This is a genomic window from Kitasatospora sp. NPDC089913, assembly GCF_044748625.1.
Classification (GTDB): Bacteria; Actinomycetota; Actinomycetes; order Streptomycetales; family Streptomycetaceae; genus Kitasatospora.
In genome coordinates this window covers 109,664-134,330 of sequence record NZ_JBIVGI010000008.1, presented here as the reverse complement: position 1 = coordinate 134,330, position 24,667 = coordinate 109,664, and the positions used below count along the sequence as shown (strand labels likewise).

General features: G+C 70.1%; 12 protein-coding genes. 8 read left to right on the top strand and 4 right to left on the bottom strand.

The window, feature by feature from the left end; genetic code table 11:
* Positions 1-20 precede the first annotated feature (20 nt).
* Together ACIPYS_RS15315 and ACIPYS_RS15310 are read right to left on the bottom strand one after the other, a co-directional pair.
* Positions 21-731 (bottom strand): transposase, encoded by a 711-nt coding sequence (locus ACIPYS_RS15315; RefSeq protein WP_400746410.1) that lies wholly within the window; start codon positions 729-731, stop codon positions 21-23.
* A gap of 904 nt (positions 732-1,635) precedes the next feature.
* Positions 1,636-9,744, bottom strand: a complete 8,109-nt coding sequence (locus ACIPYS_RS15310; RefSeq protein WP_400746407.1) for an RHS repeat-associated core domain-containing protein — start codon at positions 9,742-9,744, stop codon at positions 1,636-1,638.
* A gap of 353 nt (positions 9,745-10,097) precedes the next feature.
* Here ACIPYS_RS15310 and ACIPYS_RS15305 point away from each other — a divergent pair, with 353 nt between their 5' ends.
* On the top strand, positions 10,098-13,883 hold the full coding sequence (locus tag ACIPYS_RS15305) for a ricin-type beta-trefoil lectin domain protein (RefSeq protein WP_400746404.1): 3,786 nt from the start codon (positions 10,098-10,100) through the stop codon (positions 13,881-13,883).
* Positions 13,884-14,006: 123 nt separating this feature from the next.
* Here the strand turns inward: ACIPYS_RS15305 and ACIPYS_RS15300 are convergent, their stop codons facing one another.
* Positions 14,007-15,155, bottom strand: coding sequence for a serine hydrolase domain-containing protein (locus tag ACIPYS_RS15300; RefSeq protein ID WP_400746401.1), 1,149 nt, complete (start codon positions 15,153-15,155; stop codon positions 14,007-14,009).
* A gap of 126 nt (positions 15,156-15,281) precedes the next feature.
* Between ACIPYS_RS15300 and ACIPYS_RS15295 the strand changes: the two genes are divergently transcribed.
* The 6 genes from ACIPYS_RS15295 (at position 15,282) to ACIPYS_RS15270 (ending at position 22,519) form a co-directional block, all read left to right on the top strand.
* Complete coding sequence (locus ACIPYS_RS15295; RefSeq protein WP_400746398.1) at positions 15,282-16,751, top strand: serine/threonine-protein kinase; 1,470 nt, start codon at positions 15,282-15,284, stop codon at positions 16,749-16,751.
* A 63-nt stretch (positions 16,752-16,814) separates the two neighbouring features.
* Positions 16,815-17,801, top strand: coding sequence for an aldo/keto reductase (locus ACIPYS_RS15290; RefSeq protein WP_093862906.1), 987 nt, complete (start codon positions 16,815-16,817; stop codon positions 17,799-17,801).
* Positions 17,802-18,081: 280 nt separating this feature from the next.
* A complete protein-coding gene (locus tag ACIPYS_RS15285) occupies positions 18,082-19,611 on the top strand; it encodes an FAD-dependent monooxygenase (protein ID WP_400746652.1) in 1,530 nt (509 codons plus the stop codon).
* Positions 19,608-21,185, top strand: a complete 1,578-nt coding sequence (locus ACIPYS_RS15280; RefSeq protein ID WP_400746395.1) for a PE-PGRS family protein — start codon at positions 19,608-19,610, stop codon at positions 21,183-21,185. The genes ACIPYS_RS15285 and ACIPYS_RS15280 overlap by 4 nt, the downstream gene beginning before the upstream one ends.
* A 13-nt stretch (positions 21,186-21,198) precedes the next feature.
* Positions 21,199-21,840 carry a TetR/AcrR family transcriptional regulator gene (locus ACIPYS_RS15275; protein ID WP_400746392.1) on the top strand — a complete coding sequence of 214 codons (642 nt, stop codon included), beginning with the start codon at positions 21,199-21,201 and terminating at the stop codon, positions 21,838-21,840.
* A 136-nt stretch (positions 21,841-21,976) separates the two neighbouring features.
* Positions 21,977-22,519 (top strand): DUF4188 domain-containing protein, encoded by a 543-nt coding sequence (locus tag ACIPYS_RS15270; RefSeq protein WP_400746390.1) that lies wholly within the window; start codon positions 21,977-21,979, stop codon positions 22,517-22,519.
* A 64-nt stretch (positions 22,520-22,583) separates the two neighbouring features.
* On the opposite strand, the gene ACIPYS_RS15265 is transcribed toward ACIPYS_RS15270, so the two are convergent.
* Positions 22,584-23,444 (bottom strand): SCO6745 family protein, encoded by an 861-nt coding sequence (locus ACIPYS_RS15265; protein ID WP_093862910.1) that lies wholly within the window; start codon positions 23,442-23,444, stop codon positions 22,584-22,586.
* Between the two features lie 313 nt (positions 23,445-23,757).
* Between ACIPYS_RS15265 and rpe the strand changes: the two genes are divergently transcribed.
* Positions 23,758-24,441, top strand: a complete 684-nt coding sequence (rpe, locus tag ACIPYS_RS15260; RefSeq protein ID WP_093862911.1) for a ribulose-phosphate 3-epimerase — start codon at positions 23,758-23,760, stop codon at positions 24,439-24,441.
* The last annotated feature ends 226 nt before the right edge of the window (positions 24,442-24,667 follow it).

Genomic DNA, 24,667 nt, shown 5'->3' with positions numbered 1-24,667 from the left:
ATCTGCCGCAGGAACTGGACTTAAGGCCTGCCGAGCAGGGAAGGGTGGTTGCGGCTGAGGTGTTCGAGCAGGCGGCGGGCGTCTTCGCCGGTGGTGTTGATCCGGGTCTTGGGCCGGGTGGGGTTCTTGCCCAGGCGCGCCGGTCGGCCGTAGCGGCGGCCCCAGTCCTCGCCGACCAGGCCGTCCAGCGCGTGGCCGGTGGTGCGGGCGAGGTCTTCTAGGGCCGCGCGCACGGCCTCGGTGACCAGTTCGAGGCGGGTCAGGTCCCGGACGGTGGCCAGGACGTGGGTGGAGTCGGTGCGTTGGGCGGTGCGCTCGCGGACCAGGCCGGCCTCTTTCAGCCGGGCCAGGGCGATGTCGAGGAGCCGGTCCGCTCGGCCGTCCCGCAGCAGGCGGTCGCGGAAGTCGGTCAGCACGCTGTGGTGGAAGCCGGGGTCGTCGAGTTCGAGGCCGAGCGCGTATTTGAAGTCGATGCGGCAGCGCACGGACTCGGCGGCATCGCGGTCGGACAGGCCCAGCAGGAACTGCAGCACGCTCACCGTGGCCAACTGGGCCGGTGAGAGCCCGGGCCTGCCGTCGCGCGGGTACCAGTCGGCGAAGTCCTCGTCCCGCCACAGGCCGTCAAGACGGTCACGCACCCACATCGCCGTCGTGCCGCCGGGGTTGCTGGACCGCGCCATCCGCGCCGTCAACTCCGGGACTGCGGAACCCGGACGGGGACGGACCGACATCTCGCACTCCTCGGAAGTCTCGCGATCATCGTGCACCCGCGAGACTGGCGTACCACCATGATCACCCGCAGCCGAACACCAAGATCCCCGACAGAGTCAAGTTAGGGCGGCTCCCCGGGCCTGTGCATCGAGACGATCCTTCGAAGGTTGATATGGCCCGACATGGTCACGATTGTCCGGCGCCACCTCACTTCACCGCGCCAGCGAGGACAGATGCTGGCTGTCCCGCCTGGGTTCACACGGTTCGAATTCCGCATTGCCATTCTCTTCTGCAATGCTGGCGTGCAGCCGATCCGGGGCTACGGCGTTCGCTCATCCGACAAGAGGATTCTCCTCCAGGAGCGATTTTTCATCGTTACGGCGGAGAATTAACGGTGGAGTGACACTGGTGCAACCTCGACGGAACATTCTTCACTGTTCAGTTCCCGCGATGCTTTACTCTCTCCCAGGGTGGCGGTGAAGTGCTCCTAGGCGTATGTAGACTATCTGCTCGCTGGCTTTCAATCGGTAGGCGCGAGGCCCTACCGGAACCGATTCCGGTAGGGCCTCAGGAGGAAACGATCACCTCATTCGGGATGAGTACGAATCCATTCCTCGATCAAACACGTCGCAAGCCAGTGTCCTCTGGTGAGGGCCATGTGCTTCGCCGAGGCGCCAGTTCCCCTGTCAGAACGCCGTCGTGGGTCGGCCCCTCGGGCAAGAAGGTAGGCAGTTGTGTCTACGTGGAGTGGATCTCCAGATTGTGTGTGCCCATCGATCTCGACATCGATTGCGTGCTGGAGCAGCGTCAAGCCCGAGCTCTCCTCATTGATGTCGACTCCCTGGTCTAGGAGATCGCGAAGAGCTGGCAGGTTTTCCATCTCCACGGCCTGATGGGCTGGTGTCATGTCCATTATGAACTTCCCTATCCGATCGTTATGTTGAGCTCGATGTTCGGGAAGGCGTCTCGGAACTGCGAGACGACCGAGCTGCAAGACGGACACAATGGTATCTCGGAATGAAGGTTGATCTTTCCTGTGACCGACTCGGATGATGGCCCTAGGCGATTTGCAATAGAATTTAGAATCTTGAACTCCGTGTCGGAGAATCGAGTATTGTTCTTTGTAGTCTGGGGAATGAAGCGCTGGGGGTTGCCATGAGATCCAACCAGGGGGACGGTTCCTGGGCGTTCCGCATCGCCGCTCACGGACCGCAGTACGTATGAACCCTGGCCGTCAATGCTGACTTCGGCGGCCGCAATATTGCGCTTACTTCCAACCTGTCCAGAGGATCGCAATTCGGAGACTGCAGTCGTGGCGGCATCGCAATTATGGACTAGGACTGGCGTGGTGCCTGCTAGTACATAGTACGAGTGAAGGCTGTCGATCGTTAGGTCATGTGCCTGCTGAGGCCGTGTGGCGTAAGTTTTGGTCTCGAGTATCAGCAGTTCGCCCTGGTCGGACGTGACAAGGCGGTGGCCAGTTTGAAGAGAGGCTGCTTCGGTCCAGCGCCGAGAGGTTTCGTCCCAGTAGGGATGGGTGGCTGTAGAAATGATGGTCGTCTTGGTGGGTGAATCTCCTTCGCTCGTGGGAGCCGCCAGGGTAACCTCGGTGAATATGGAGTCGTCAGGAGTCGTGATCGTGGCCGCCACGCGCCCGGGAACTGTCTCGCTGGTTTGAGGGTCGGTCGAAATGACCGAGTCTCCGGACTGGATTTCTTCTATCGTCCGGCTGCTCCCATCTGACATCAGTACCCTGGTGCCAGGAAGAAAGCTGTGATTGCAGATGATCGGCCTGCGCGTGAGGCCGTTCCATATCTCCCTCGCGGTGAGGTTAATCCATCTGCTTTGGGAAGCATAACTGCCAATTACTTCAAGGGCACCCAGGCAGCTCGATGCGTCCTTTTTCGATCCGCAGTCCTCCAGCGATTGCAGGCCGGAAATCTCCTTGGCCTTTTTCTTGGCCCGTGCAGCGACGTCCTTAATTGTTTCCTCGGACAGTCCTGCGTTTTTAAATTTCTGGGCGCGAATCCACTGGTGCGTTACGCTCTGATTGTCATCCTTAATGGTTTCGTAGTAGCGATGCTGTGTGTCGGAGTTTACGTATCCGTCTGTATCCCCTCGGTTGTTCATCGTGATCGTGCCGCCCGACCCGCTGCAGTCGTAGAGCGGGCCGCACTCGGGTGTCGCGAGGCCGCTGGGGTCGCTGCGGTTGATCGGGTCGTTCTCGCTGTATGCGTAGCCGTTCCACTGCTGTGGGTTGGTCGCATCGAGGATCGGGTCCGGGCTGATGAAGCGGCCGGTGGTGGGGTCGTACTGGCGGGCTCCCAGGTTGGTGAAGCCGGTGGTGTCGTCCTTGCTGCCGCCGACGAAGCCCTTGGTGCCGGCCCACGCGGAAGCGTTGGGCTGGGTGCCGCGGGGATTGCCGAAGGGATCGGTGGGGCGTCGGGTGACCGACTGAGCGGCGTCCATGGAGATCTGTACGCCGTTGGTGCCGTGCGGGTCGGAGGCCTGGATGACGACCGTGCCGCCGCCGATGGGGGCGGTGACGCGGGTGTAGGTGAGGCCGCCGCCTGCTCCGACAGTGCGCACGTTACTCATCGCGCCGGTGGCGGTGTCGAGGGTCACCTCGTCCGTCGGCAGGTTGAGCGTGATCTTGCCGGGGTTGCGCCGGATCAGCTGGTTGCCGTCGGCGTCGTAGAGGTAGGTGGTGGCGCCGGCCTGGCCGGTCCTGGTGACGGAGCTGAGCTTGTCCTCGCCGTTCCAGGTCAGGCTGGTGGTGCCGCCGGTGTCGGTGATGGCGGTGGTGTTGCCCTTGGCGTCGTACTGGTAGCTGACGGCCTTGGTCCCGCCGGCCGTGGCCGTGGTGGAGGTCAGCAGCGCGTGCGGCCCTCCGGTGCCGCCGCCGGTGTTGGGCGCGTGCGTGGGGGTGTTGGTGGTCCTGGCGGCTCCGAAGGTCTGGGTGGTGCTGCTTCCGCCCGTGGTGTAGGTCGGCACGGCCGACCAGGCCGACCAGTTCTTGGTCTCACCGTCGCGGACGGTCTGGTTGACCCTTCCCGACCCCAGGGCGATGACCTGAAGGTTGGTACCCGGGCTCGTCGCGGTGACGCCGGTGGTCGACTCCAACTGTCCGGCGACGGTCGTGACGTCGCCCCAGCTGGACCATTCACCATTGTTGTTGCGAATGGAATGGCGGGTCCTGCCCTGGGCGAGTGCGACGACCTGGAGGCCGTCCGTGGTGTTGGCCAGAGCCAACTGGCCCTGGCCGGTCTGAACCTCGGGAAGAGCCCCGGTCACACCGTAGACGTCGCCCCAGCCCTGGACCTGCCAGTTCCCGTCCGGCTTGCGGACGGTGTGCCACAGTCGGCCACCGGCGCCGACCGCGATCTCCAGACCGGAGGCGGTGGCGGCGGCCGCCATCTGCGTCGGCGAGGAGAGGGTGCCGACGACGCTGTAGACGTCGCCCCAGCCCTGGATCTGCCAGTTGCCGTCCGGCTTGCGGACGGTGTGCCAGAGTCGGCCGTCCGAGAAGGCGAGGACTTCGAGCCCGGAGGCGGTGGCGGTCAGGGCGAGCTGACTGGGTTGGGAGAGAGATCCCACGGCGCCGAAGACGTCGCCCCACTTCTGCCAGCCGTTGGTGCCTCGGACGGTGTGCCAGATCTTGTTGCCGGCCACGGCCATGACCTGCAACTGGCCGTTGCTCACCGCGGCGGAGACTGCCGTGACGTTCGTCAGTGAGCCGGCTTCCGTCATCAGGTCGGTGAACTGGGACCAAGATCCGTCAGGGGCTTGCGAGCCGAGCCAGAGACGACCGTTCGCCAGGGCGACGGACCACGTCCGGTCGCCGTCGGACGCACTAGTCATCTGGGTGATCTGCGCCGGGTCCAGCGGTGTCGCGGCGGTCGATCCGTGCTGGGTGAAGGCGGTCCGGTTGCCGGTCGCGTCGTAGCTGTAGTCCTGCCAGTACGGCGCCGGACCTCCGACGCTGTTGGAGCCGTTAGGCGCTGTGACCGGGCCGTTCGCGTTGTCGCAACCGCCGGTGCCCGGTACGGCCGACGAACTTCCGGTGCCGTGCTTCGCGCCTGACGAATCGATCCAGTCGGCGGTCGTGTGGATGCCCGCGATGTCTGTCCACGCCCGGGTCAGGCGCCCGAGGTGGTCGTAGGCGAAACACTGGTTGTCGCGGGCGGTCGCGTTCTGGAGGTCGGTGATCGAGGTGATCCGGCCGGACGGCGTGTAGGTGTAGCTGGTCTGGTCGAGCGAGACGGTTCCGAGTTGGCGGTCGAGGAAGGAGTTGATGACCCGACCTGTTGCCCAGTCGTACTCCTGAGTGGAGACGGCCTGGCTGCCGTACTCGCCCATCGTCGTCCGGGTCGGCCTGGCGAGCGCGTCGTAGGCGACAGCCGACACCACCCGCATCTTGAGGCTGGCGGAGCTGGTAAGCAGGCCGGTGACCGTTCGGCCGTAGCTGACGGTCTCGGCGGGGAGTCCGCCCGCTGCGGAGATGGCGAGTGACTTCGGTACGCCGAGAACGGGGCTGTAGGTGCTGGCGGTGGTGTAGGTCCCGGCCAGTGCGCCCTCGACGCCGTCGACCTTCGGGATGGTGATTGCAGTGCCGAGCGGACGGTAGGCGGCGTCATAGCCGGTTACGCCCGTGGTGTAGGCCGCTCCGCCTGCGCCGCCGACATAGCGGGTGGAGGAGGTCTGCTGCCCCTTCGCGAGGGTGTCGTAGGTCCAGCCGGCCAACTGGTTCGCCGGGGTGACGCTCCCGGTGTACATGCCGGTCTTGCGGCCGAGGAGGTCGTAGCTGTAGGCGAGGGTGTTGCCGACGGCGTCGGTGGTGTGGTCGATCTGCGAATCTGCGTTGTAGTACGTCCGGGTCACACCCGTGTCCGGGTCGGACGCGGTCACCTGGCGTCCGCGCAGGTCGTATTCGTAGGTCCAGTTGTTTCCGCTGCTGTCGGTCCGCCGCGAGGACAGGCCACCGGCCGTGAAGCCGAACGTGGTGACCTCCGCGTCGGAGGCGTTGCCTGTGGCGGTGGGCGTGCGGTACTGCCAGGCGGAGACGGTCCGCCCGCGGGCGTCGGTCACGACCGAGGTCGGGGAGGCTCCGGCCGGGGGCGTGACGTCGGTACGGTCAGCACCGGGGTACGAAGTGGTGCTGGCCCATTGGGGGTTGGCATTGGAACGGAACTCCGAGCGGATGATCCGGCCGTTGCCGTCGTAGGTGTTCCAGGTGGAGCTCGGTACCTGACTGTCCTGCGGCAGGAAGATCGTGCCGGAGGGGAAGGACTTCCCCTCGTAGTACGGCGCGGTGGTCTTGATGACCCAGCCGTGCGAGTCGTACGCGGTGTCGCTGATCAGGCGGCCGGTGGGTTTGGCGGCACTGGTGCTCTGCGTCTGTCGTGACCGGCCCAAACCGTCGAGGATCTCGAGGGCCGCTTCGGAGGTGGCCTTGTCGTCGTTGAGGGTCTCGGACATGACCCAGGACGGGCCGTCGGTACCCCGTACCGCGTAGGTGAAGGTCTTGTTCGGGAGCTCGTTGGTCGGCCGGTCCGGAGCCCACACCGCGGTGATGCGGCCCAGGGCGTCGTACCTGGCGGTGGTGACGCGCCCGTTGATGTCCCGATTGGTCAGCGGTGACCCGCGTGCCGGGTCCTGGGTGACTCCGGTGGTCCAGCCGGCGCCCATCGGGCCGGTGGTCCACACCTCGGTGGGCAGTACGCCGGTGGCCGGGTAGAGGGCCACCGTCGTGACGGCGGGGGTGACCGAGGGGCCGCTGAGCTGCGCGCCGTCGCGGTTGTAGGTCGAACCGTCGGTGGTGGAACTGGTCAGGCTGCGACCGTAGGCATCGAAGGCCGCGCCACCCGTATTGACGTAGACGGGGTTGCCGGCCTGGTCGAAGTGGTCGAGGACCTGGGTGCTGGTCGGATCACCGGCGGTACGGAACTGCCCGAGCGGCTTGCCGTCGTAGAGCGTGCGGCTGCCGGTGATCGTGTTCGAGGCCGTGGGAGCGGTCCCGCACGCGCCCTGGACGGTGACCTGCTCCGAAGCGAGCGTCAGGGTCTGCGGGCTGTCGGTGGAGCTCGCGTACTTGGTGCTGGTGCAGGTCTCGGGGGTGGCGGCGGTGCCGTCGCCCTTGTCGTCGATCTGAAGGACGCGGTTGCCGTTGGCCGGGTCGCTCACCGTGACGATCGTGACGGTTCGCCAGCTGTCGTCCGCCAGCTTGGCCGCGGAGAGCGTCGTTACCCGGGACTCCGGCCGTCGCGCGTAGCTGTTCGGCGCGCCGGCTTCCTGCTTGTGGGTCGCGGTGACCGGGTTCTCGCCCGGGGCCGTGCTGGAGGTGCTTCCGGAGGCTGTCCGGACGCTTCCACCGGCCTGGTTGTAGATCTCGGTGCCAAGAACCTGGCCGTTCCGCCAGTCGCTGTCGACGACTGCGGGTCCACCGAGCGGGTTGGCCACCGCGACGCTGCGCCGGGTGCCGTTGGCGAGGTAGTCGCCGTCCATGCCACGAAGGTAGGTGGCCTTCTGCTGGGACTGGGGGGCCTCGCCGGTGGCGCCGCTGCCGGTGGTCGTGGTGACCGTCGCGAAGCCGCGGAAGTTGTCCCAGGTCCGGGTCTTGGGATCGGTGAACTCGGCGTCGTTGCGGTGCCAGGCGGCCCGGCGCACGCCGTCGGCGTCGCGGTAGTCGTAGCCGGTGACCTTGTTGACCGCCGGGCTGGTGACCAGGTCCTGCTCGGTGACCGTCTCGACCACGGGCTTGTTGAACCAGTCGTTCACCGGGTCCGGGGAGGACTGGCCGGGCAGGTACCACTTGACCGGTACGCAGGCCATCGTGTTGCCGTCCTCGGACGCCGGCATGCGGCCTTCGAGACGGGAGCACTCCGGGCTGCTGTAGACGACGTTGACCCGCCCGCCGGTCTCGGTGGTGATCCCCTTCAGACGCGGGCGCATGAAGAGCTTGCCCTCACGCACCCCGCTCTGCAGTTCGATGCCGTCGACGCGGTTCGCCATCATGTCGTACTCGAACGCGACCGGCGGCAGGTTGTCGATTGCCGCCTGCCCGTTGCTGGGAACACGCTGGACGGAGTCCAGCTGGAGCAGGCGGGGGGTGCCGTCACCCGGGTCCGCGAGGCGCTGGTTCAGCTTCCACGTGTCGACGGTGCGGTAGGCGGAGTCCGCCAGGACCTGGGTGGAGATCTCGGTCAGCCGCTTGGTGGTGAAGAACGTCGGCGACGCGTTGTCGCAGGAGCCGCCGTTGCAGATCTGGTCGATCGGGACGTCCGGCCAGGCTTCCTGGTTGGCGGTGGTGCGCTGGCTCTCGTCGCAGCTCGACGCCTTGGCTGGGTCGCAGCGCTCCTCGACCTTGAACAGGACCTTCGCCGCAGGGTTGAGAGTTCCCTTGGCTGTGCGCTGGTCGTCGAGACGCTGGCCGTAGCCGATCTCGCGCAGGTGGCCGGCGCGCTGGTACTCAGTGGCGGAGCCGGTGCCGCCACCCTGGACGAAACCACGGCTGTACTTGTTGACCTCGGTTGCGTAGCCGTAGCTCGTGAGGTTGCCGTGTGAGTCGACGACGTGGTCGAGCTGCCAGCGCCAGGCCATCTGACACCACGAGCTGCTGCCGGTGGATGCGTTGTAGCAGACGTCCTTGGCGTTCGGCGAGTACACCGGCATAGTCAGGACCGAGTTGGCCGCCGGGTCGGTGCCGTCGCCGCCGGGAAGGTGGTTGAGGCCGAAGTAGTACTGAATACCGTCGGTGGTCGTGATCCGCCAGTACTCCATGGCGTAGTAGCCGAGGTCACGGCCGGTGCGTGGTGCTCCGGTCAGCCGCTCGATCTTGGAGCCGTCGTCGTTCTGGAGGTGCCAACTGCCGGTGGCGTCGTCGCGCACGATGGTGCCGGAGCGGCCGCCCAGGACGAGGGTGGCGTTCTCGCCGCCCCAGCACTGGTCGGTCGAGTGGGTGATGCCGGCCTTGTCGCACGACCTGTAGGAGCGCTCGATGTAGCCGGGCTCGTACGTCCAGCCGTCGCCGATCCAGGACGGCTGGGCGTTAGTGGCCGACGTCTTGCCGTCGACCGACGCCGAGTTGTAGGCGAGGGAGACGCCGGGGGCAGCGCCGCCGACGGACGGCGGGACCGGGATCGGGTAGCTGTAGGTGAAGTTGCCGCTGTTGGAACCGGCGCTCCAGGCCGCCGACGGCGAGAGCGGGCTCGCGGCGTAGTTGCCGAGGGCGCCGTTCGGCGCGGGTGCGGCGGCGAGCACCATCGCGCTGCCCGAAGCGGCGGCCGCTGCTGCGGCTGCGGGGGCCTCGGCAGCAGCGAGCGAGGCCTTTCCGGCCCCGCCAGTGCCTGAGGAGACTGCTGCGGTGTTGCTCGGGGGCAGGGTGATGTCGGCGGTGATCTTCCCCTTGCCGTCGGCCCGCGAGGGGACCGTCGTCGTCGTCCGGCATTCCGGGCGCTCGGGGGTCGTCAGCGCACAGCCGGGCAGGGCGACGAGGACCGCCCGGTCGGACCACCCGGCGGCCTGCAGGGCCTTGAGATCCAGGGTGACGCTTGCGCTGCGGCCCTCGGCAGTGACAGGCGGTTCGGCATCGGAGAGGGCGATCAGGGGCGCGTTCACGCCGGCGGCCTTGCCCCGGGCCGATTCGGTCACCTGGACGGTGACCCTGCGGGCGCTCTCGCCTTTGCCTGGGGCAGGGGCGATCTCGACCGCCAGCGGGCCGGCCTTCGCAGCCGTTCCGCCGGCGGCCGGTGCTGCGCCGTCGGCCGCAGAGTGGGCGGCATTGGCCCTCGAGCCGTTCTCCCCGATCGTGACCGTCGCCGTACCCGTGACGACCGAAGGCGCCACCTGCGGCTTCCAGTTGTCGGGCTTCGCGGCCGGCCTGCGGGCCGGCGGCTGGGCGTCGTGACCCTCCACCGACGGCGTCGTGCTTCCCAGCGGCGTGTTCGGCGGCGTCCAGACCTTGCCCTCGGGCTCGGGGAACGTCCACGCCGCAGCGGGCGGAACCGTCACCCCGGTCAATGCCAGGGCGACCATTGCCGCCGTAGCAGGTGAGCGCCAACGGCTCCCCGCTCGTCCACCAGCCCGTTTCCGGGCAGGCCAAAGCCCCACGGTGATTGCTCCTCATTTGTATCGACATAACGCCATACAGGCACAGAAGGCCCAATGGTCGATGTGACGATATGTGGTCCCTCAGACGCCCCGCCAGGTCGTTCGGTCACTATGCAAGTGATGTTTATGGATTCTTGATCTGCTGAACGACTGTTTTCGGACATCTCTACCCACATCGATGGCTGGTTTGACGATTGTGCAGGTCAAGGGTCATCGTTCCGACCCGAACGCTGCCCCAAAGCCGAGGGCTGCCACCCGGGAGGGCTCACAGAATCGACATGTCCACTACTTCACGTCCACGTGCGGGCATGCGGACGCCACCGCTCGCACTCCGGCGCACTCTGCGTCTGACCGCCCTCGGTACAAGCTGCCTGCTCGGTCTCGGCCTGCTGACGGCGCCGGTCTCCTCCGCCGCCGATGTGCCTCGGCCGACCTCCCACGGACCGGCGGGCGGCGTGCCGCCACTTGTTCCTCCGGCCACCTCGCCACACCGGACGGCCGCGCAGCAGGCGATGCTCGACGCTGTCGCGAAGGCCCGCTCCACCGGTGAGCCGGTCGTCGTCGAGGCGATGACCGACGAAGCCTCGCGGACGGTCGCGAACCCGGCCGGAACGCTGACGACCACTGACAACGCACAGCCCGTCCGCACCAAGCACGACGGTGCGTGGGTCGATCTGGATGCCGCGTTGCGACCGAACGCGGACGGCACCGTCGGGCCGGCTTTGACGAGTCTCCCGGTGGCGTTCTCCGGCGGTGGCAGCGGACCGATGGCTACCGTGTCGACCGCCGACGGCAAGAAGCTCGCTGTCGACGCCCCGTTCCCGTTGCCCCGCCCCACGCTGAACGGCGCGACCGCCACCTACCAGAACGTTCTTCCCGACGTCGACCTCCAGCTGACGGCGCTGTCGGTCGGCGGCTGGCGCGACGTGATTGTGGTTCACACGGCCCAGGCGGCGGAGAACCCCGCGCTGAAGACCTTGCGGTTCCCCCTCACCGCGCAGGGACTGACGGTCACCTCCGACGAGCGCGGGGGCATCGACGTCAAGGACGACAAGGGTGCGCTGCGATTCCGCTCGCCAGCGCCGCTCCAGTGGGACTCATCCCGCCCCGCTGCCGGCCCCGGCGCCACGGCCCCGGTCAAGGCGGCGTTCGCCTCCTCCGCAGTGACCACCGCGAACGATGCACGGCCGACCGACGGGACCGCGTCCACGGCCGAGGCTCCCGGGGACGGGGCCAAGGTCGCCGTGATCGGCAGCAAGGTCTTCAACGGTGCTATCGAATTGACTCCTGATCAGGAAGCGCTGGGCTCCGGAGCCGGTCCTTGGTACCTGGACCCGACCCTCACCGCGGTCACCAGTGCCGTCGAGGGTTCGGTCCAGGTCCAGGAGAACTACAAGGACGTCGCCAACTACAACAAGAAGTCCAACCTCTCCACCGGCTTCTGCGGCTACCGCAGCAGTGATCCCGCGCTGGACTGCAAGGTGCAGGGCCGAGAGCGGGCCTATTTCCAGTTCAAGGTCAACCCGGCGATCCACACCAAGGTCCCCGGTGCCGAGTACCCGCCCACTCTCTTCACCTCGACCCTGAACGGGCAGGTCAGCGGCGCCTCAAGCCCCGGCACCCCGACCGACCTCGGTGTCTACTGGGCACCGAGGGGAATCGGTGAGCCCACCACCTGGAACAACCAGCCCTGCGGCACCAACGGCAATGTGGTGATGGAGGGTTGCTCCTACGTCGGCGGTCAGAAGATCACCGGCACCGGGCCCCTGGCTGTCGACGTCACCGACATCATGAAGCAGGCCGCAGCTGGTACCTGGAGCACTTGGACCATCGGCATAGCCCCGATGGCCACCGAATGGGAGAAGCTCTACCGCCACGCCATCGCGAGCAATCCGAGCATCACCACCACCTACGACATCGCCCCCACCGTCTGGTATCCGCGCACCAGTCCGGCGCCCGGTTTCGCGAGCAGCAACAGCACGGCCGAGTGCACCAGTGGCGGTGCCAACCCCTGGGACAACCCCGGTTGGGTCGGCAACAATCTGAACCTCTATCTGACCGTCAACAGTTGGTCCCCGGCCGGTCAGAACGTCTACACCGGCTACATCCTCTGGGACGACAACGACCCGGACTTCCGTATCGAACAGGGGAGCTGGGGCGGCGCGCAGAACAACCCCGGACCGTCGCTGAGCGTCGGCTCGCTCGCCGACGGCCACCAGTACGGCTGGCTGGCCCGAGCGACGGACACCCTTCTCACGTCGCCCAACAGTGCCTGGTGCTACTTCCGCGTCGACCGCACCAACCCCCGTTTGAGCATCGCCTCCAGTGACTTCCCGCCCTCCGGTACCCCCAACGACCACCCCGCCCGCTACGCCGGTGACAGCGGCTCCTTCTTCGTCAACGCGGAGGATCCCGCTCCCGGGAACGGCCTCCAGGCCTCCGGCGTCGCGTGCGTGCGCTTCAGCGCCGACCCCACCCCTGTTGTCGGCTGGCAGTGTGGTCAGCCCGGCACGTACGGACCCGGCGCGCAGGTCCCCTTCACTCCGCGCAACTGGGGGACCAACATCGTCTACGCCTGGGCGATGGACAACGCGGGCAACTTCAGCCAGCCCGCCTCGTACAGCTTCTACGCGCCGTGGAAGCCCGGGACGCAGCCCGTGTTCGGTGATGTCGACAACGACCAGAAGCCCGACATTGTCGCCTCGGATGCGAAGGGCGATCTGCGGATCATCGGTGGTACCACCGACCCGGTCAACTCTGCAGCTGCTCCGGCTGCGGCGGCCCCTGGCAATCGGCAGTTCGGAGCTTCCTGGGCGGATTTTCAGATCAGCCATCACGGAACTCTTGCTGCGGGCCAGGCTGTTGACCAGATTGTTGCCCATTACACAAAAGAATCGCCGAGTGAGCTCAAGAACGCGCTCTATCTTGTGCACAACGACGGGACGGGGCGATTCGACCAACTGAAGGCCGGTGCTTTGACGCGTCCCGCGAACTGCACGGTCTACGGCAGCGAGACTGCGTGCCCGGACTACGCGGCGAGTGGTTGGAGCAGGGTCTCCCAGGCCGCAGCAATCGGGACGCCTGAAGGTGAAGCCGTCGGCGGCTCCCCCGCGGACCCGGCCCGCACCATCATCATGAGCCAGACTTCGATCCTGACTCTGGAGCAGAACAGCCTCTATGTTTTCCAGGCCGACGGCCTCGCGGACGACCTCCTGACCGCAACCCAGATCCCCACGACGAGCGGAAGCTGGGCGGACTACGAACTCCTCAGCCCCGGTGCCGCCAACGGTGCCAGCGTCAAGCCCGGCACCACTACCCCGGTCAACCAGACCACCGTCTGGGCCCGTCACCGCACCAACGGGAACATCTACTCCTACGCGCTCGGCTGGAACGCAGACGGATCGGTCGACTACTCCTCCCTGACCCGTCCGGACAACGGCTTCCTCATCCTCTCCGGAGCCGACTGGACCACCGCGGCGCAGCCGCAGGTCGGCGCGGGAGACCTCAACAACGATGGCTTCCCCGATGTCTGGGCCATCGACAACAACCAGGTGATCACCGTCTACCCGGGCCGTAGCAGTGACGGCACCAAGAACAAGGTCGACGGCTTCAGCCCCCTTCAGTACCTCGGGCACGCGAACGCCGCGGTCTCCATCCGCTCCAACCGAGTGAGCTCGCGCTGCGTCGATGCCGAGGGCGGACCGCACGACGGCGCCACTGTCGCTCTGTGGGGCTGCTGGGAGACCGCGAGCCAGCGGTTCAACTTCGCTACCGACGGCACCGTGCGGGCGGGCGGCTACTGCCTCTCGACCAAGGACGGCGGCCTCGGTGACGGGACGGCCGTGGTTCTCGCCCGCTGCGAGGACGGCAAGGGGCAGAAGTGGGCGATGCGCCCCGACGGTCGCCTCTTCCTGCCCGCGACCGTCGACGGTGACCACCCCGCGGGCCGCTGCCTGGAACTCCCCGGCTGGGTGACCGAGCCCGGCACTCGTCTCGACATCTACGAGTGCCCCGGGCTGCAGGACAACCAGCAGTGGTCCCTCGTCCCCGAGCGGACTCCCTGACCCCGGCTCGCGGTGACGGGAGGCCGTAGCCGACCGTCACGTTCCACGCTTTTGCCCGCCTGGGTCGCCCCACGTGCTCGTGGGGCGACCGGGCGGGCTTCGTGCTGCTGGCCTGTCCTCCCGTCAGGGGCGGGGGAGGGCGGCGACGAGGTTGTCGGCGCGGGGGTCGGCGTGGCCGATCATGCGGTTGGTGGTGTAGGCGAAGGTGAGGGAGGCGGTGGGGTCGGCGAAGGTGAACTGGCCGCCGGCGCCGTCGTTGCCGAAGCTGGTGGGGGAGAGCATGGGGCGGAAGGCGGGGGAGGGGAGGAGGAAGCCGGAGCCCCAGCGGGCGCCCATGTCGAAGCCCAGGTGGCCGGGGCCGGAGGTGAGTTCGCGGGTGGCGTCGGCGACGGTGGCGGGGGTGAGGAGGGGCGGGGTGCCGTCGAGGCCGGTGACGGCGGCGGCGAGGGTGGCGGAGAGGCCGGTGGCGGTGGCGACGGCGCCCGCGCCGGGGAGTTCGATCGCGTGGAGGGCGGGGTCGTTCCAGCCGTGCGGTTCGTCGAGGCCGGGGAAGACCAGGGTGCCGTTCATGGTGACGATGCGGGTGAGCAGGTGCTCGGGTCCGGGCATCGGGCGGCGGCCCTCGGCCTCGGCGAGGCGGGCCAGGCGCGGGAGGTCGGTGGCGGGGAGGCCCAGGTGGGCGTCCAGGCCGAGGGGTTCGGCGAGGGTGCTGCGGAACCATGCGCCCGGGGTGAGGCCGGTGATGCGGCGGATCACCTCGCCGATCGCGAAGCCGAAGACGTGGCCGTGGTACTCGTGGGCGGTGCCGGGCTCCCAGAGGGGCTGCTGGTCCTCGATGGCGCGGACGACGGGGGTCCAGGCGGCGATCTCCTCGAAGGTCGGGGAGGCGTCGAGGACGGGGATGCCGGCGCGGTGGGAGAGCACCATGCGGGTGGTGATCGCCTCCTTGCCGTGGCGCGCGAACTCGGGCCAGTAGGTGGCGATCGGCGCGTCCAGGTCGAGGCGGCCCTGCTGAGCGAGCAGGTGGGCGGAGAGGGAGACCAGGGCCTTGGCGCAGGAGAAGACCGGGACCAGGGTGTCCGACTGCCAGGGCCGGCCGGTGCGTTCGTCGGCGACGCCGCCCCACAGTTCGACCACCTTGCGGCCGCCGACGTGGACGGTGACGGCCGAGCCGAGCTCCGGGAAGTCGGCGTAGTTGCGGGCGAAGGCGTCGGCGACCGCGCCGTAGCCCTCGTCGGCCCAGCCGTGGTGGTCGGGGTGAGCGTGGTCCATGGGGTGGTTCCGTCTCCGAGGTGCAGGATTGTTGGCGCGCCAACGGTAGGCGGAGGCCGGGGGCCGGGGGAAACGATTTGTTGATCCGCCGTCAGCGGGGGGTGGGGGGAGCGCTAGGGTTTGCGCGTGGCAGCGGTGAGCGGGGCACTGATCGGGGGCCGGTACCAGCTCGTGGAGCTGATCGGCCAGGGTGGCATGGGGCGGGTCTGGCGGGGGTGGGACACCACGTTGGGCCGGGACGTCGCCGTGAAGGAGGTGCTGCTGCCGCAGGGCGTCACGGAGGCGGAGCGGGAGCAGCTCGTGCAGCGGGTGCTGCGGGAGGCGCGCGCCGCGGCGCGGTTGAACCATCCCGGGATCATCACCGTGCACGACGTGGTCGAGTACGAGGGTGCTCCGGTGATCGTGATGGAGTTCGTCACGGGGGCGTCGCTGGCGGCGGCCGTCGCGCGGGGCGGTGCGTTGCCGGTGGCGCGGGTGGCGGAGCTGGGTGCGGCGATGGTGAAGGCGCTCCAGCAGGCGCACGCGGCGGGCATCGTGCACCGGGACCTCAAGCCGGACAATGTGCTGCTGATGGGCGACCGGGTGATCCTGACGGACTTCGGGATCGCGCACATGGCGGACGCGACCACGGCGCTGACCAGGACCGGGGCGGTGATCGGCACGCCCGCGTACATGGCGCCGGAGCAGTTGGAGGGACGGCCCGCCGCGCCCGCGAACGATCTGTGGGCGTTGGGCGCGACGCTGTACTCGGCGGTGGAGGGCGAGGCGCCGTTCAGTGGGGAGACGTTCGGGGCGCTGTGTGTGGCCGTGGTGACCAAGGAGCCGCGGCCGGCGGTGCGGGCGGGGGCGTTGGCGCCGTTGTTGGGCGCGCTGTTGGCCAAGGACCCAGCGGCGCGGCCGACGGCGGAGCAGGCGTTGGCCGCGCTGGAGGCGGTGGCGCGGTCGGGGGGTGTGGCTGGGGGAGGGGCACCGGGAGGGGCGTTCGGGCCGCCGCCGGTGATGTCCGGGGGTGTGCCGCTGGGGCCGGTGCGGATCCCGCCGCAGGTCGGGCCCGGGCCGCTGGCGACGCCCCGGCCGACGGGCGGGTTCCCGCAGGGGGGCTGGCAGGATCCGGTGGCGGCGGGGTGGGGGATTCCCACGGCGGCGCCGGCGGCGGGATCCGCACCGGCCCCAGCGGCACCGGCCGTACAGGCAGCACCGGTACCGGAGCGGTCCGGGCCGAGTCCGGCGGTGGCGGTGCTGGTGCGCTTCATCGGCTGTCTGGCGCTGATCTGGCTGGTCGGCTCGGTCCTGCCGTGGAACTACCTCGACCAACTGCCGGACAGGTTCGCGTCGCTGGCATTGGCCATCACCGGCGTCCTGGCACTGACCAACGCCCTGCCCCGGCCGCGCCGGCACCCGGCGCTGGTGTGGGTCGCGGCTGTCGTCGCGGACTTCGGCCTCTGGTACCTCACCTGCACCCTGCTGGAGGTCAAGTACGGCGGCTGGCTGACGGCGTTCGGCGAACTGCCGTGGCAGATCGCCGTCAACATGCTCCTGCTCGGCACGGGTGCCTGGCTGCTCTGGATGTTCGTCCCGGGCAGCCGCCGCCGGTAGGGCACCGGGCGCCGGGGCCAAATGTGCTGGACAGTACGGCCGGTGCGGCGGAGGGTGGGGCGCATGGAGTTCACCCACCTCGGCCGCACCGGCCTCACCGTTTCCCGACTCTGCCTGGGCACCATGAACTTCGGCCCGCACACCGAGGAGTCGGATGCCCACCTGATCATGGACAGCGCCCACGAACGGGGCATCAACTTCTTCGACACCTCGAACAGTTACGGCCGCGACTCCGAGGGCAACCACAAGGGTCGCACCGAGGAGATCATCGGCCGCTGGCTCGCCAAGGGCGACGGCCGCCGCGAGCGGACCGTGCTCGCCACCAAGGCGTACGCGCCGATGGGCGACTGGCCGAACGAGGGGCGGCTCTCCGCCCTCGCGATCCGCCGCTCCGTCGAGGCCAGCCTGCGCCGGCTGGGCACCGACCACATCGACCTCTACCAGATGCACCACATCGACCGGGACACGCCCTGGGAGGAGATCTGGCAGGCGATGGAGGTCCTGGTCGCCCAGGGCAAGATCATCTACGTCGGCTCCAGCAACTTCGCCGGCTGGCACCTCGCCCAGGCCCAGGAGGCCGCCAGGGCGCGGCACTTCCTCGGCCTGGTCAGCGAGCAGTCCCTCTACAACCTGCTGGACCGGACGATCGAACTGGAGGTGATCCCCGCCGTCGAGCACTACGGGCTCGGCCTGCTGCCATGGTCCCCGCTGCGCAGCGGCGTGCTGGGCGGCGTGCTGCGCAAGGAGCGGGAGGGCACCCGGGTCCGGGGCGGCCTCCCGCACGCGGGCGAGATCCTGGCGGCCAACCGGGACCGCATCCAGGCGTACGAGGACCTCGCCGACGAACTCGGCGAGCACCCCGCCGACCTCGCCCTCGCGTGGCTGCTCTCGCGTCCCGTCGTGACCGCCCCGATCGTCGGCCCGCGTACCCTCGATCACCTCGACGCGGCGGTGCACGCGCTGGACATCAAGCTCGACGACGACCTGCTCGCGCGCCTGGACGTTCTCTTCCCGGGGCGGAAGCCGGCTCCGGAGGACTACGCCTGGTAGCGGAGTTGTCCGCCGGCCCCTCCCCTGCCGTCGCCGGTGGGGGAGGGGTCGGGGCAAGAACAAAGGCAACGAGGAAAACCCCACTCGTTGCCACTCTCAACTTATAGCGGGTGGGGGGTCTTGCCGCAAGGGGGTGGGGGTGGCGCAGAATGACCGACCTGAACCGGGCGAGGATGAATACGGCTGATTCATGGGATTTGGTCTTCTTTGTCTCCCTTGGTGGATGGCAGGACACGGCGGGACGGGGCAAGCGGTGATGGACGTGGGCGTGGACGTGGACATGGACGTGCGTTCGACGGTGGACGTGATCGTGGTCGGCGGCGGGCCGACCGGGCTGATGCTGGCGTGCGAGTTGCGACTGCACGGGGTCGACGTCGTGGTGCTGGAGCGGCTGGCGGAGCGGACCGGGGAGTCGCGCGGGCGCGGTCTGCACGCGCGCAGCGTGGAGATCATGGACCAGCGGGGGCTGCTGGAGCGCTTCCTCGCGGTGAGCGAGAAGTTCCGGGTGGGCGGACTGTTCGGCGGCGTGATGGCGGCCTGGCCGGACAGCCTGGACACCGCCCACCCGTACGGGCTGGCGACGCCGCAGGCGGTCACCGAGCGGCTGCTGGAGGAACGGGCGCGCGAGCTCGGGGCCGAGATCCGGCGCGGCCAGGAGGTGACCGGGCTGGACCAGGACGCCGAGGGCGTGGACGTCGAGCTGGCGGACGGTACCCGGCTGCGTTCGCACTACCTGGTCGGGTGCGACGGCGGGCGCAGCTCGGTGCGCAAGGCGATCGGGGTGGGGTTCCCGGGCGAGCCCGCCAAGGTCGAGACGCTGATCGGCGACCTGGAGCTGACCGAGGACCCGGCGAAGGTCGCCGAGGTGGTGGAGCGGGTGCGCCGGACCGAGCTGCGGTTCGGTGTGGCGCCCGACGTGGACGGCCGGGCCGGGGTCGCCCGGGTGATCGTGCCCGCGGACGGCGTCGCGGAGGACCGGTCGACGCCGCCGACGCTGGAGGACTTCAAGGCGCGGCTGCGGGCCGTCGCGGGTACCGACTTCGGCGCCCACTCGCCGCACTGGCTCTCCCGCTTCGGCGACGCCACCCGGCAGGCCGAGCACTACCGCGTCGGCCGGGTGCTGCTGGCGGGCGACGCCGCGCACATCCACCCGCCGACCGGCGGGCAGGGGCTCAACCTCGGTGTGCAGGACGCGTTCAACCTGGGTTGGAAGCTCGCCGCCGAGGTCGCCGGCTGGGCGCCGGAGGGGCTGCTGGACAGCTACCACGCCGAGCGGCACCCGGTCGCTGCCCGGGTGCTGAGCAACACCCGCGCCCAGATGACCCTGCTCGGCGCCGAGTCGGGGCCGACCGCGCTGCGCGAACTGCTCACCAGGCTGATGGAGTTCGAGGACGTCAACCGGTACATCACCGGCATGATCACGGCGGTCGACATCCGCTACGACATGGGTGCCGGTGCTCCGGACGGCGGCGACGCTCCGGGCGGCGGTCACGAGCTGCTCGGCCGGCGCCTGCGCGACCTGCCCCTGTCGGGCGGCCGCCGCCTCTACGGGTTGATGCACGAGGGCCGCGGGCTGCTCCTGGACCGCACTGGTGGCCGGTTGTCGGTCGACGGGTGGGCGGACCGCGTGGACCACGTCCTCGACGTCGCCGGCGACACCGAAAGCGCTCCCGCCGCGACGGGTGCGCCGGCGCTGCTGCTGCGTCCGGACGGCCATGTGGCCTGGGTCGGCGACGACCAGGGCGGGCTGGAGGACGCACTGGCCACCTGGTGGGGAGCCCCGGCCCGGGGGCCGGTGGACGGCCGATGACCGGGGACGAGGTGGCGGACTGGGTACCGGTTCTGGAACTGGCCGACACCACGACGGAGTTGCGGGACGCGTGGCGGAAGGGGGCGTTGCTGAACCCGGCGATGCCACCGGAGTTGGGTGTGCGGCTGATCGAGGAGTGCGGGCCCACCGACCCGTTGCTGCGCGAGCTGACGTACCTGGTGCTCCCGGAGGCGGTGGTGGACGCGTGGATCGCCCACCCGGTGGCCGCGGTGCGGGCGCTGGCGGCGGAGCGGCCCGGGCTGACCGACGCCCAGCGGCGCCGGCTGCTGCGAGACGAGAGTCCTCGGGTGCGGTGGATCGTCCTGAGCCTCGGTGGGCCGGACCTGGGACTGGAGGAAGCGGAGCTGGACGTACTCCTGGTCGGAGCGAGTCCTCTCGTACGGGATGAACTCGCCTGTCGTGAGGGCCTTTCGGTGCGACAGCTGCTCCAACTGCTCGACGACCCGCTGGGCAGCGTCCGGGCGCTCGTGGTCGTGCGGGCGTGGCCGCACCTGGGCGAGGCGGCGCGGGCCGCCCTGCTGGCCGACCCGCACTCCGGTGTCCGGGCGGCCGCGACGCTCGTCCGGTACGCCGAGGATCCGCTGTCGGCGGACGAGTTCGTGGCGCTGACGGCGGAGTTCGAGGCCGCGGACCGGCAGCGAGTCGTCGAGCGGTGCGCACTGGCCCCGGAGCTGGCCGGGGAGTTGGCGCACGGAGACGCCCGGGTCCGACGGGCGCTCGCCCGGAATCCCGGGCTCGGTCCCGCCCTGGTCGCGCAGTTGGCCCGGGACGAGGACCCGGACGTCCGCCTCGAGGTCTCGCTGCGGCCGGAGTTGACCGAGGAGGAGCGCTCCCGGATCCCCGTCGACATCGATCCGCGCGACCACTGCGGTGCGCTCCCGTGGGTGCTGGAGCGGCAGGGGGACGCGGCGGAGATGCGGCGTTGTGCCGCGTCCGCCCACGTGCTGGTGCGGCGCAGTGTGGCGCGGGTCCGCGACCTGCCGGCGGATGTCGTCGAAGTGCTCGCCGGCGACGAGGACTTCGCCGTCCGCCTGTTGCTCGCGGAGCACTGCGCCCAGGCGCCGTCCGGGATGTTGCTGGAGATGTGGGTGGACTGGCGCGGCCGCTCGGCGTCGAGGTTCCGCGAGCACCCGAACTTCCCGCGGGCGGGCGCGATGCGGTTCGCGGCGGACCCGAATCCGGTGCTCCGGCAGCTCGCGCTCGACGACCCGGCGGCGCCGGTGGAGCTGGTGGAGCGGTTCGGGCGCGACGAGGACCACGGGGTCCGGCTGCGGGCGCTGGACGATCCCCGGTTGTCGGTGGACTCGGTGGTGCGGCTGGTCGACGACGAGGACTGGGTCGTCCGCCTGAGGGCGCTGTGGGCACTGCGGGACCGGCGGCTGCCGGAGTCCGTGCTCGCCGGGCTGATCACGGACGTGCGGACGGCCGAGGGCGCGGCGTCCAATCCGGCGGTCCCGGTCGAGGTGCTGCGGCACCTGCTGGCGTTGCCCGCGCTGCCGAGGGTGCCCGCGGTTCCGGCACCGCCCGCGCTGCCGATGGCGCGACAGCTGTGATAGCACTGCCCGCATGACGGAGAGGCCCGCGGAGCGCGGTAGTTACCACCACGGGGCGCTGCCCGAGGCGTTGGTCGCGGTGGCGTTCGAGCTGCTGGACGAGGCGGGCCAGGAGAGCGTCACCATGCGGGAGGTGGCGCGGCGGGCGGGGGTGTCGGCGGGGGCGCCGTTCCGGCACTTCGCGGACCGGCGGGCTCTGTTGACGGCGGTGGCGGACCGGGTGCTGGCGGACTTCGAGAGCTGGCAACGGGCCGGGATCGCGGCGGCGACGGGGGCCGGGGACGGGGCCGTCGACGGCACGGGGGACCAGCGGGCGGTGCTGCGGGCGCTGGGGCTGGGCTTCGTCCGGTACGCCGTCCGGCACCCGCACCGGTTCGCGCTGGTGCGGTCCCGGGTGTTCGCGCCGGCCCCGCAGCCGGAGCTGCGGGAGCGGCTGTCGGGGATCGACCGCGCGTACACCGAGGTGATCGTCGCCGACCAGGAGGCCGGCCTGTTGCGGCCCGGTGATCCGGAGCTGGTGGGCTTCGCGGGGCAGGCGCTGGTGTACGGGCTGGCGCAGATGGTCCTGGACGGGTACCTGCCGGCCGAGAAGGCGGAGGAGGTGGCCGCGCAGGTGCTCGACACCCTCGGCCGGGGAATCGCCAACCCCCGCTGACAGGAGGGAACTTGGTGTGCGCGGAGGGTTGACCGGGTCGGTGCGCGCTGATGTAATCGCCGATTACATCGACCTCTACCCGCGAGTAGCCCAAGGGGCGGGAGGGTCGGAAGAGCCGACAGGGCTGGGGGCAGACGTGTTCGCGAAACCGACTCCGGGCTTCACCACCGCGGCCGCCACCGGGGAGACCGTCGTCCTGCTGATCGGGATGCGGATCAACCGGTTCTGGGCCGTCCACCAGTGGTTCCCGATGCTGCTGGCGATGTTCCGGATGCTGCACGAGCTGGGCCGGCAACCGGAACGCGGCCTGCGCGGGAAGGTCCTGCTGACCGCCTCGCCGCGCACCTACTACGCGGTCCAGTACTGGGAGTCCGAGGAGAAGCTCTACGCGTACGCGACCGCGCCGGACGCCTTCCACCACCGGGTCTGGAAGATCGCCAACAACAAGCTCAAGAAGGGCAGCATGCGCGGACACGTCGGCCTCTGGCACGAGGCGTACATCGTGCCGGAGGGCGGCTACGAGTCCGTGTACTTCGACATGCCGCCGTTCGGGCTCGCGGGCGCGAGCGGCGTGCTGCCGGTGGAGAGCCGGGGGCGCGGCGCCAGGCAGCGGCTGGCCTTCCGCTCGGGCCCGGAGGGGAAGGGGCCCGGCGCGACCCCGGCGGACACGTCGGAGTGAGGAGCGAACGGCGGCCGCCCCCGCGGACTCCCTCCGCGGGGGCGGCGTGCCGTCGGGAGACGGCTCAGGCGGTGGTGGCCGCCGGGAGGCCGATCGGGTTGATCGGGGGCAGTGCGGCGCGACAGAGGGCCGAGATCGGCTTGAGCGCCGCCGCGAGCCGGTCGAGCTCGGCCCGCGGGTGGTGCTCCCAGACCCGGGCCGCGGCGAGGTCGGTGGCCGCCTCCAGCGCCTGGTGCCGGATCCGGCCGCACTCGGTGATGGTGCCGCGCTCGGTGATCCAGCCGCGCTCGACCAGCCGGGCCGCCGCCGCGTCCCACTCGGCGTCCGTCCAGCCGCGGAACGGCTGCAGCGCCTCGCGCCGCACGTCCAGGGCGCAGCGCACCACCAGCGCCTCGCAGCCGTCCAGGCCGGCGGCGACCAGGGCGGCGACGTGGCCGTCGCCCCGGTGCTCGCGCATCACCGTGGCGGCCTGCCAGAGCCGCCCGTGCGGGTCGGACGGCACGGGGAGGGCGGCGTTGGCGGCGGCCAGCACCCGTCCGGCGCAGTCCAACCGGGTGACCGCGTCCGCCAGCAGGTCCGCCGCCAGCTCGATCCGCGCCGGGTCGACGTGCTCCAGCAGCCGCTCCAGGGCCGCCGAGGCGCCGCTGATCCGGGCGGCGAGCGCGGCCTCCGGAGCGGCCAGCTTCCAGATCGCCGGGAGGGCGCGCTCGATCGGGGCGGGCGCGAAGTTGAAGAACGCGGCGATCACCGGCGGGGCGTCCACCGCGCCGAGCGGGGCGGCCCGGCCGCCGAAGTAGCTGCGGGCGACGCCGCGCAGACCGGCCTCCTCGAAGGCGGCGAGGCCCTCGGGGGTGAAGTAGGTGACGGCGTGCACGGGTTCGAAGAGCCACCACAGGGCGCGGGCGGGGTGGACCAGATCGGCCAACGGAGGACCTTCCTCGAGGGAGCGCGGGGAGCGCGAGGGGGAGGGGTGCGGTGTCGTACAGGCCTGATGACCACGGTGGCGGTCACGATAACCCCGCCCCCGGTGTGATGACGGTCACGGGGAGGTCTCACCGGTGACACGCCTCCGACGGCGCGAGGGATGATGGGCACGGGTGCGCCCCGCGCGCGCCCCGGACCCCGGCGGTCCGGACCCCAGGGTCCGGGCCCCAGGGTCCGGGCCCCGACCGCCGGGCCCCGGACCCCCGGGGCTCCGAACACCCTCGGCACGCAGGCAAGAAGAGGTAACAGGCCCCATGGCGCAGATCAACCCCAGCATCCTGTCCGCGGACTTCGCCCGCCTCGCCCAGGAGGCCGAGGCGGTGCGCGGCTCGGACTGGCTGCACGTCGACGTGATGGACAACCACTTCGTGCCGAACCTGACCCTCGGCGTCCCGATCGTCGAATCGCTGGCCCGGGCCACCGACATCCCGCTCGACTGCCACCTCATGATCGAGGACCCGGACCGCTGGGCGCCCCAGTACGTCGAGGCGGGCGCCGGCTCGGTCACCTTCCACGCCGAGGCCGCCGCCGCCCCCGTCCGCCTCGCCCGCGAGATCCGCGCCAAGGGCGCCCGGGCGTCGATGGCGCTCAAGCCGGCCACGCCGATCGAGCCCTACGAGGACCTGCTGCCGGAACTCGACATGCTGCTGATCATGACCGTCGAGCCCGGCTTCGGCGGCCAGTCGTTCCTCGACATCATGCTGCCGAAGATCCGCCGGACCAGGGAGCTCATCGCCAAGCACGGCCTCGAACTGTGGCTCCAGGTCGACGGCGGCGTGTCGGCGAGCACCGTCGAGCGCTGCGCCGAGGCTGGCGCGGACGTCTTCGTCGCCGGCTCCGCCGTCTACGGCGCCGAGGACCCGGCCGCCGCGGTCGCCAAGCTGCGCACCCTCGCGGAGGGCGCCACCACCGACGCCTGGTGGGCCTGCGCGCACTGAGGCGGCCGGCGCCGCCGTCGCGGACCGTTCCGAGCGGGTGTTCGGCCGGAGGATCGTTGCGACGGCTCCTTCGGCCGGGGCGCGGTGGCCCGTTCGGCCGGGCACGGCGGCCCGCGGTACCGGTACCGCGGGCCGCCGCGCCGGTCCGACGCGTGCGGTGGTGAGCCTGCAGTGGGCAACCCCGCTGCCCGGGACCGGTTCGCAGCCTGACGACCGCAGCCTGAGA

What these genes read in the sequence shown, in the direction of transcription:
- ACIPYS_RS15315 (WP_400746410.1), bottom strand. Translation starts at nt 731, where the DNA reads ATGTCGGTCCGTCCCCGTCCGGGTTCCGCAGTCCCGGAGTTGACGGCG.
- ACIPYS_RS15310 (WP_400746407.1), bottom strand. Translation starts at nt 9,744, where the DNA reads ATGGTCGCCCTGGCATTGACCGGGGTGACGGTTCCGCCCGCTGCGGCG.
- ACIPYS_RS15305 (WP_400746404.1), top strand. Translation starts at nt 10,098, where the DNA reads ATGTCCACTACTTCACGTCCACGTGCGGGCATGCGGACGCCACCGCTC.
- ACIPYS_RS15300 (WP_400746401.1), bottom strand. Translation starts at nt 15,155, where the DNA reads ATGGACCACGCTCACCCCGACCACCACGGCTGGGCCGACGAGGGCTAC.
- ACIPYS_RS15290 (WP_093862906.1), top strand. Translation starts at nt 16,815, where the DNA reads ATGGAGTTCACCCACCTCGGCCGCACCGGCCTCACCGTTTCCCGACTC.
- ACIPYS_RS15285 (WP_400746652.1), top strand. Translation starts at nt 18,082, where the DNA reads ATGGACGTGCGTTCGACGGTGGACGTGATCGTGGTCGGCGGCGGGCCG.
- ACIPYS_RS15280 (WP_400746395.1), top strand. Translation starts at nt 19,608, where the DNA reads ATGACCGGGGACGAGGTGGCGGACTGGGTACCGGTTCTGGAACTGGCC.
- ACIPYS_RS15275 (WP_400746392.1), top strand. Translation starts at nt 21,199, where the DNA reads ATGACGGAGAGGCCCGCGGAGCGCGGTAGTTACCACCACGGGGCGCTG.
- rpe (WP_093862911.1), top strand. Translation starts at nt 23,758, where the DNA reads ATGGCGCAGATCAACCCCAGCATCCTGTCCGCGGACTTCGCCCGCCTC.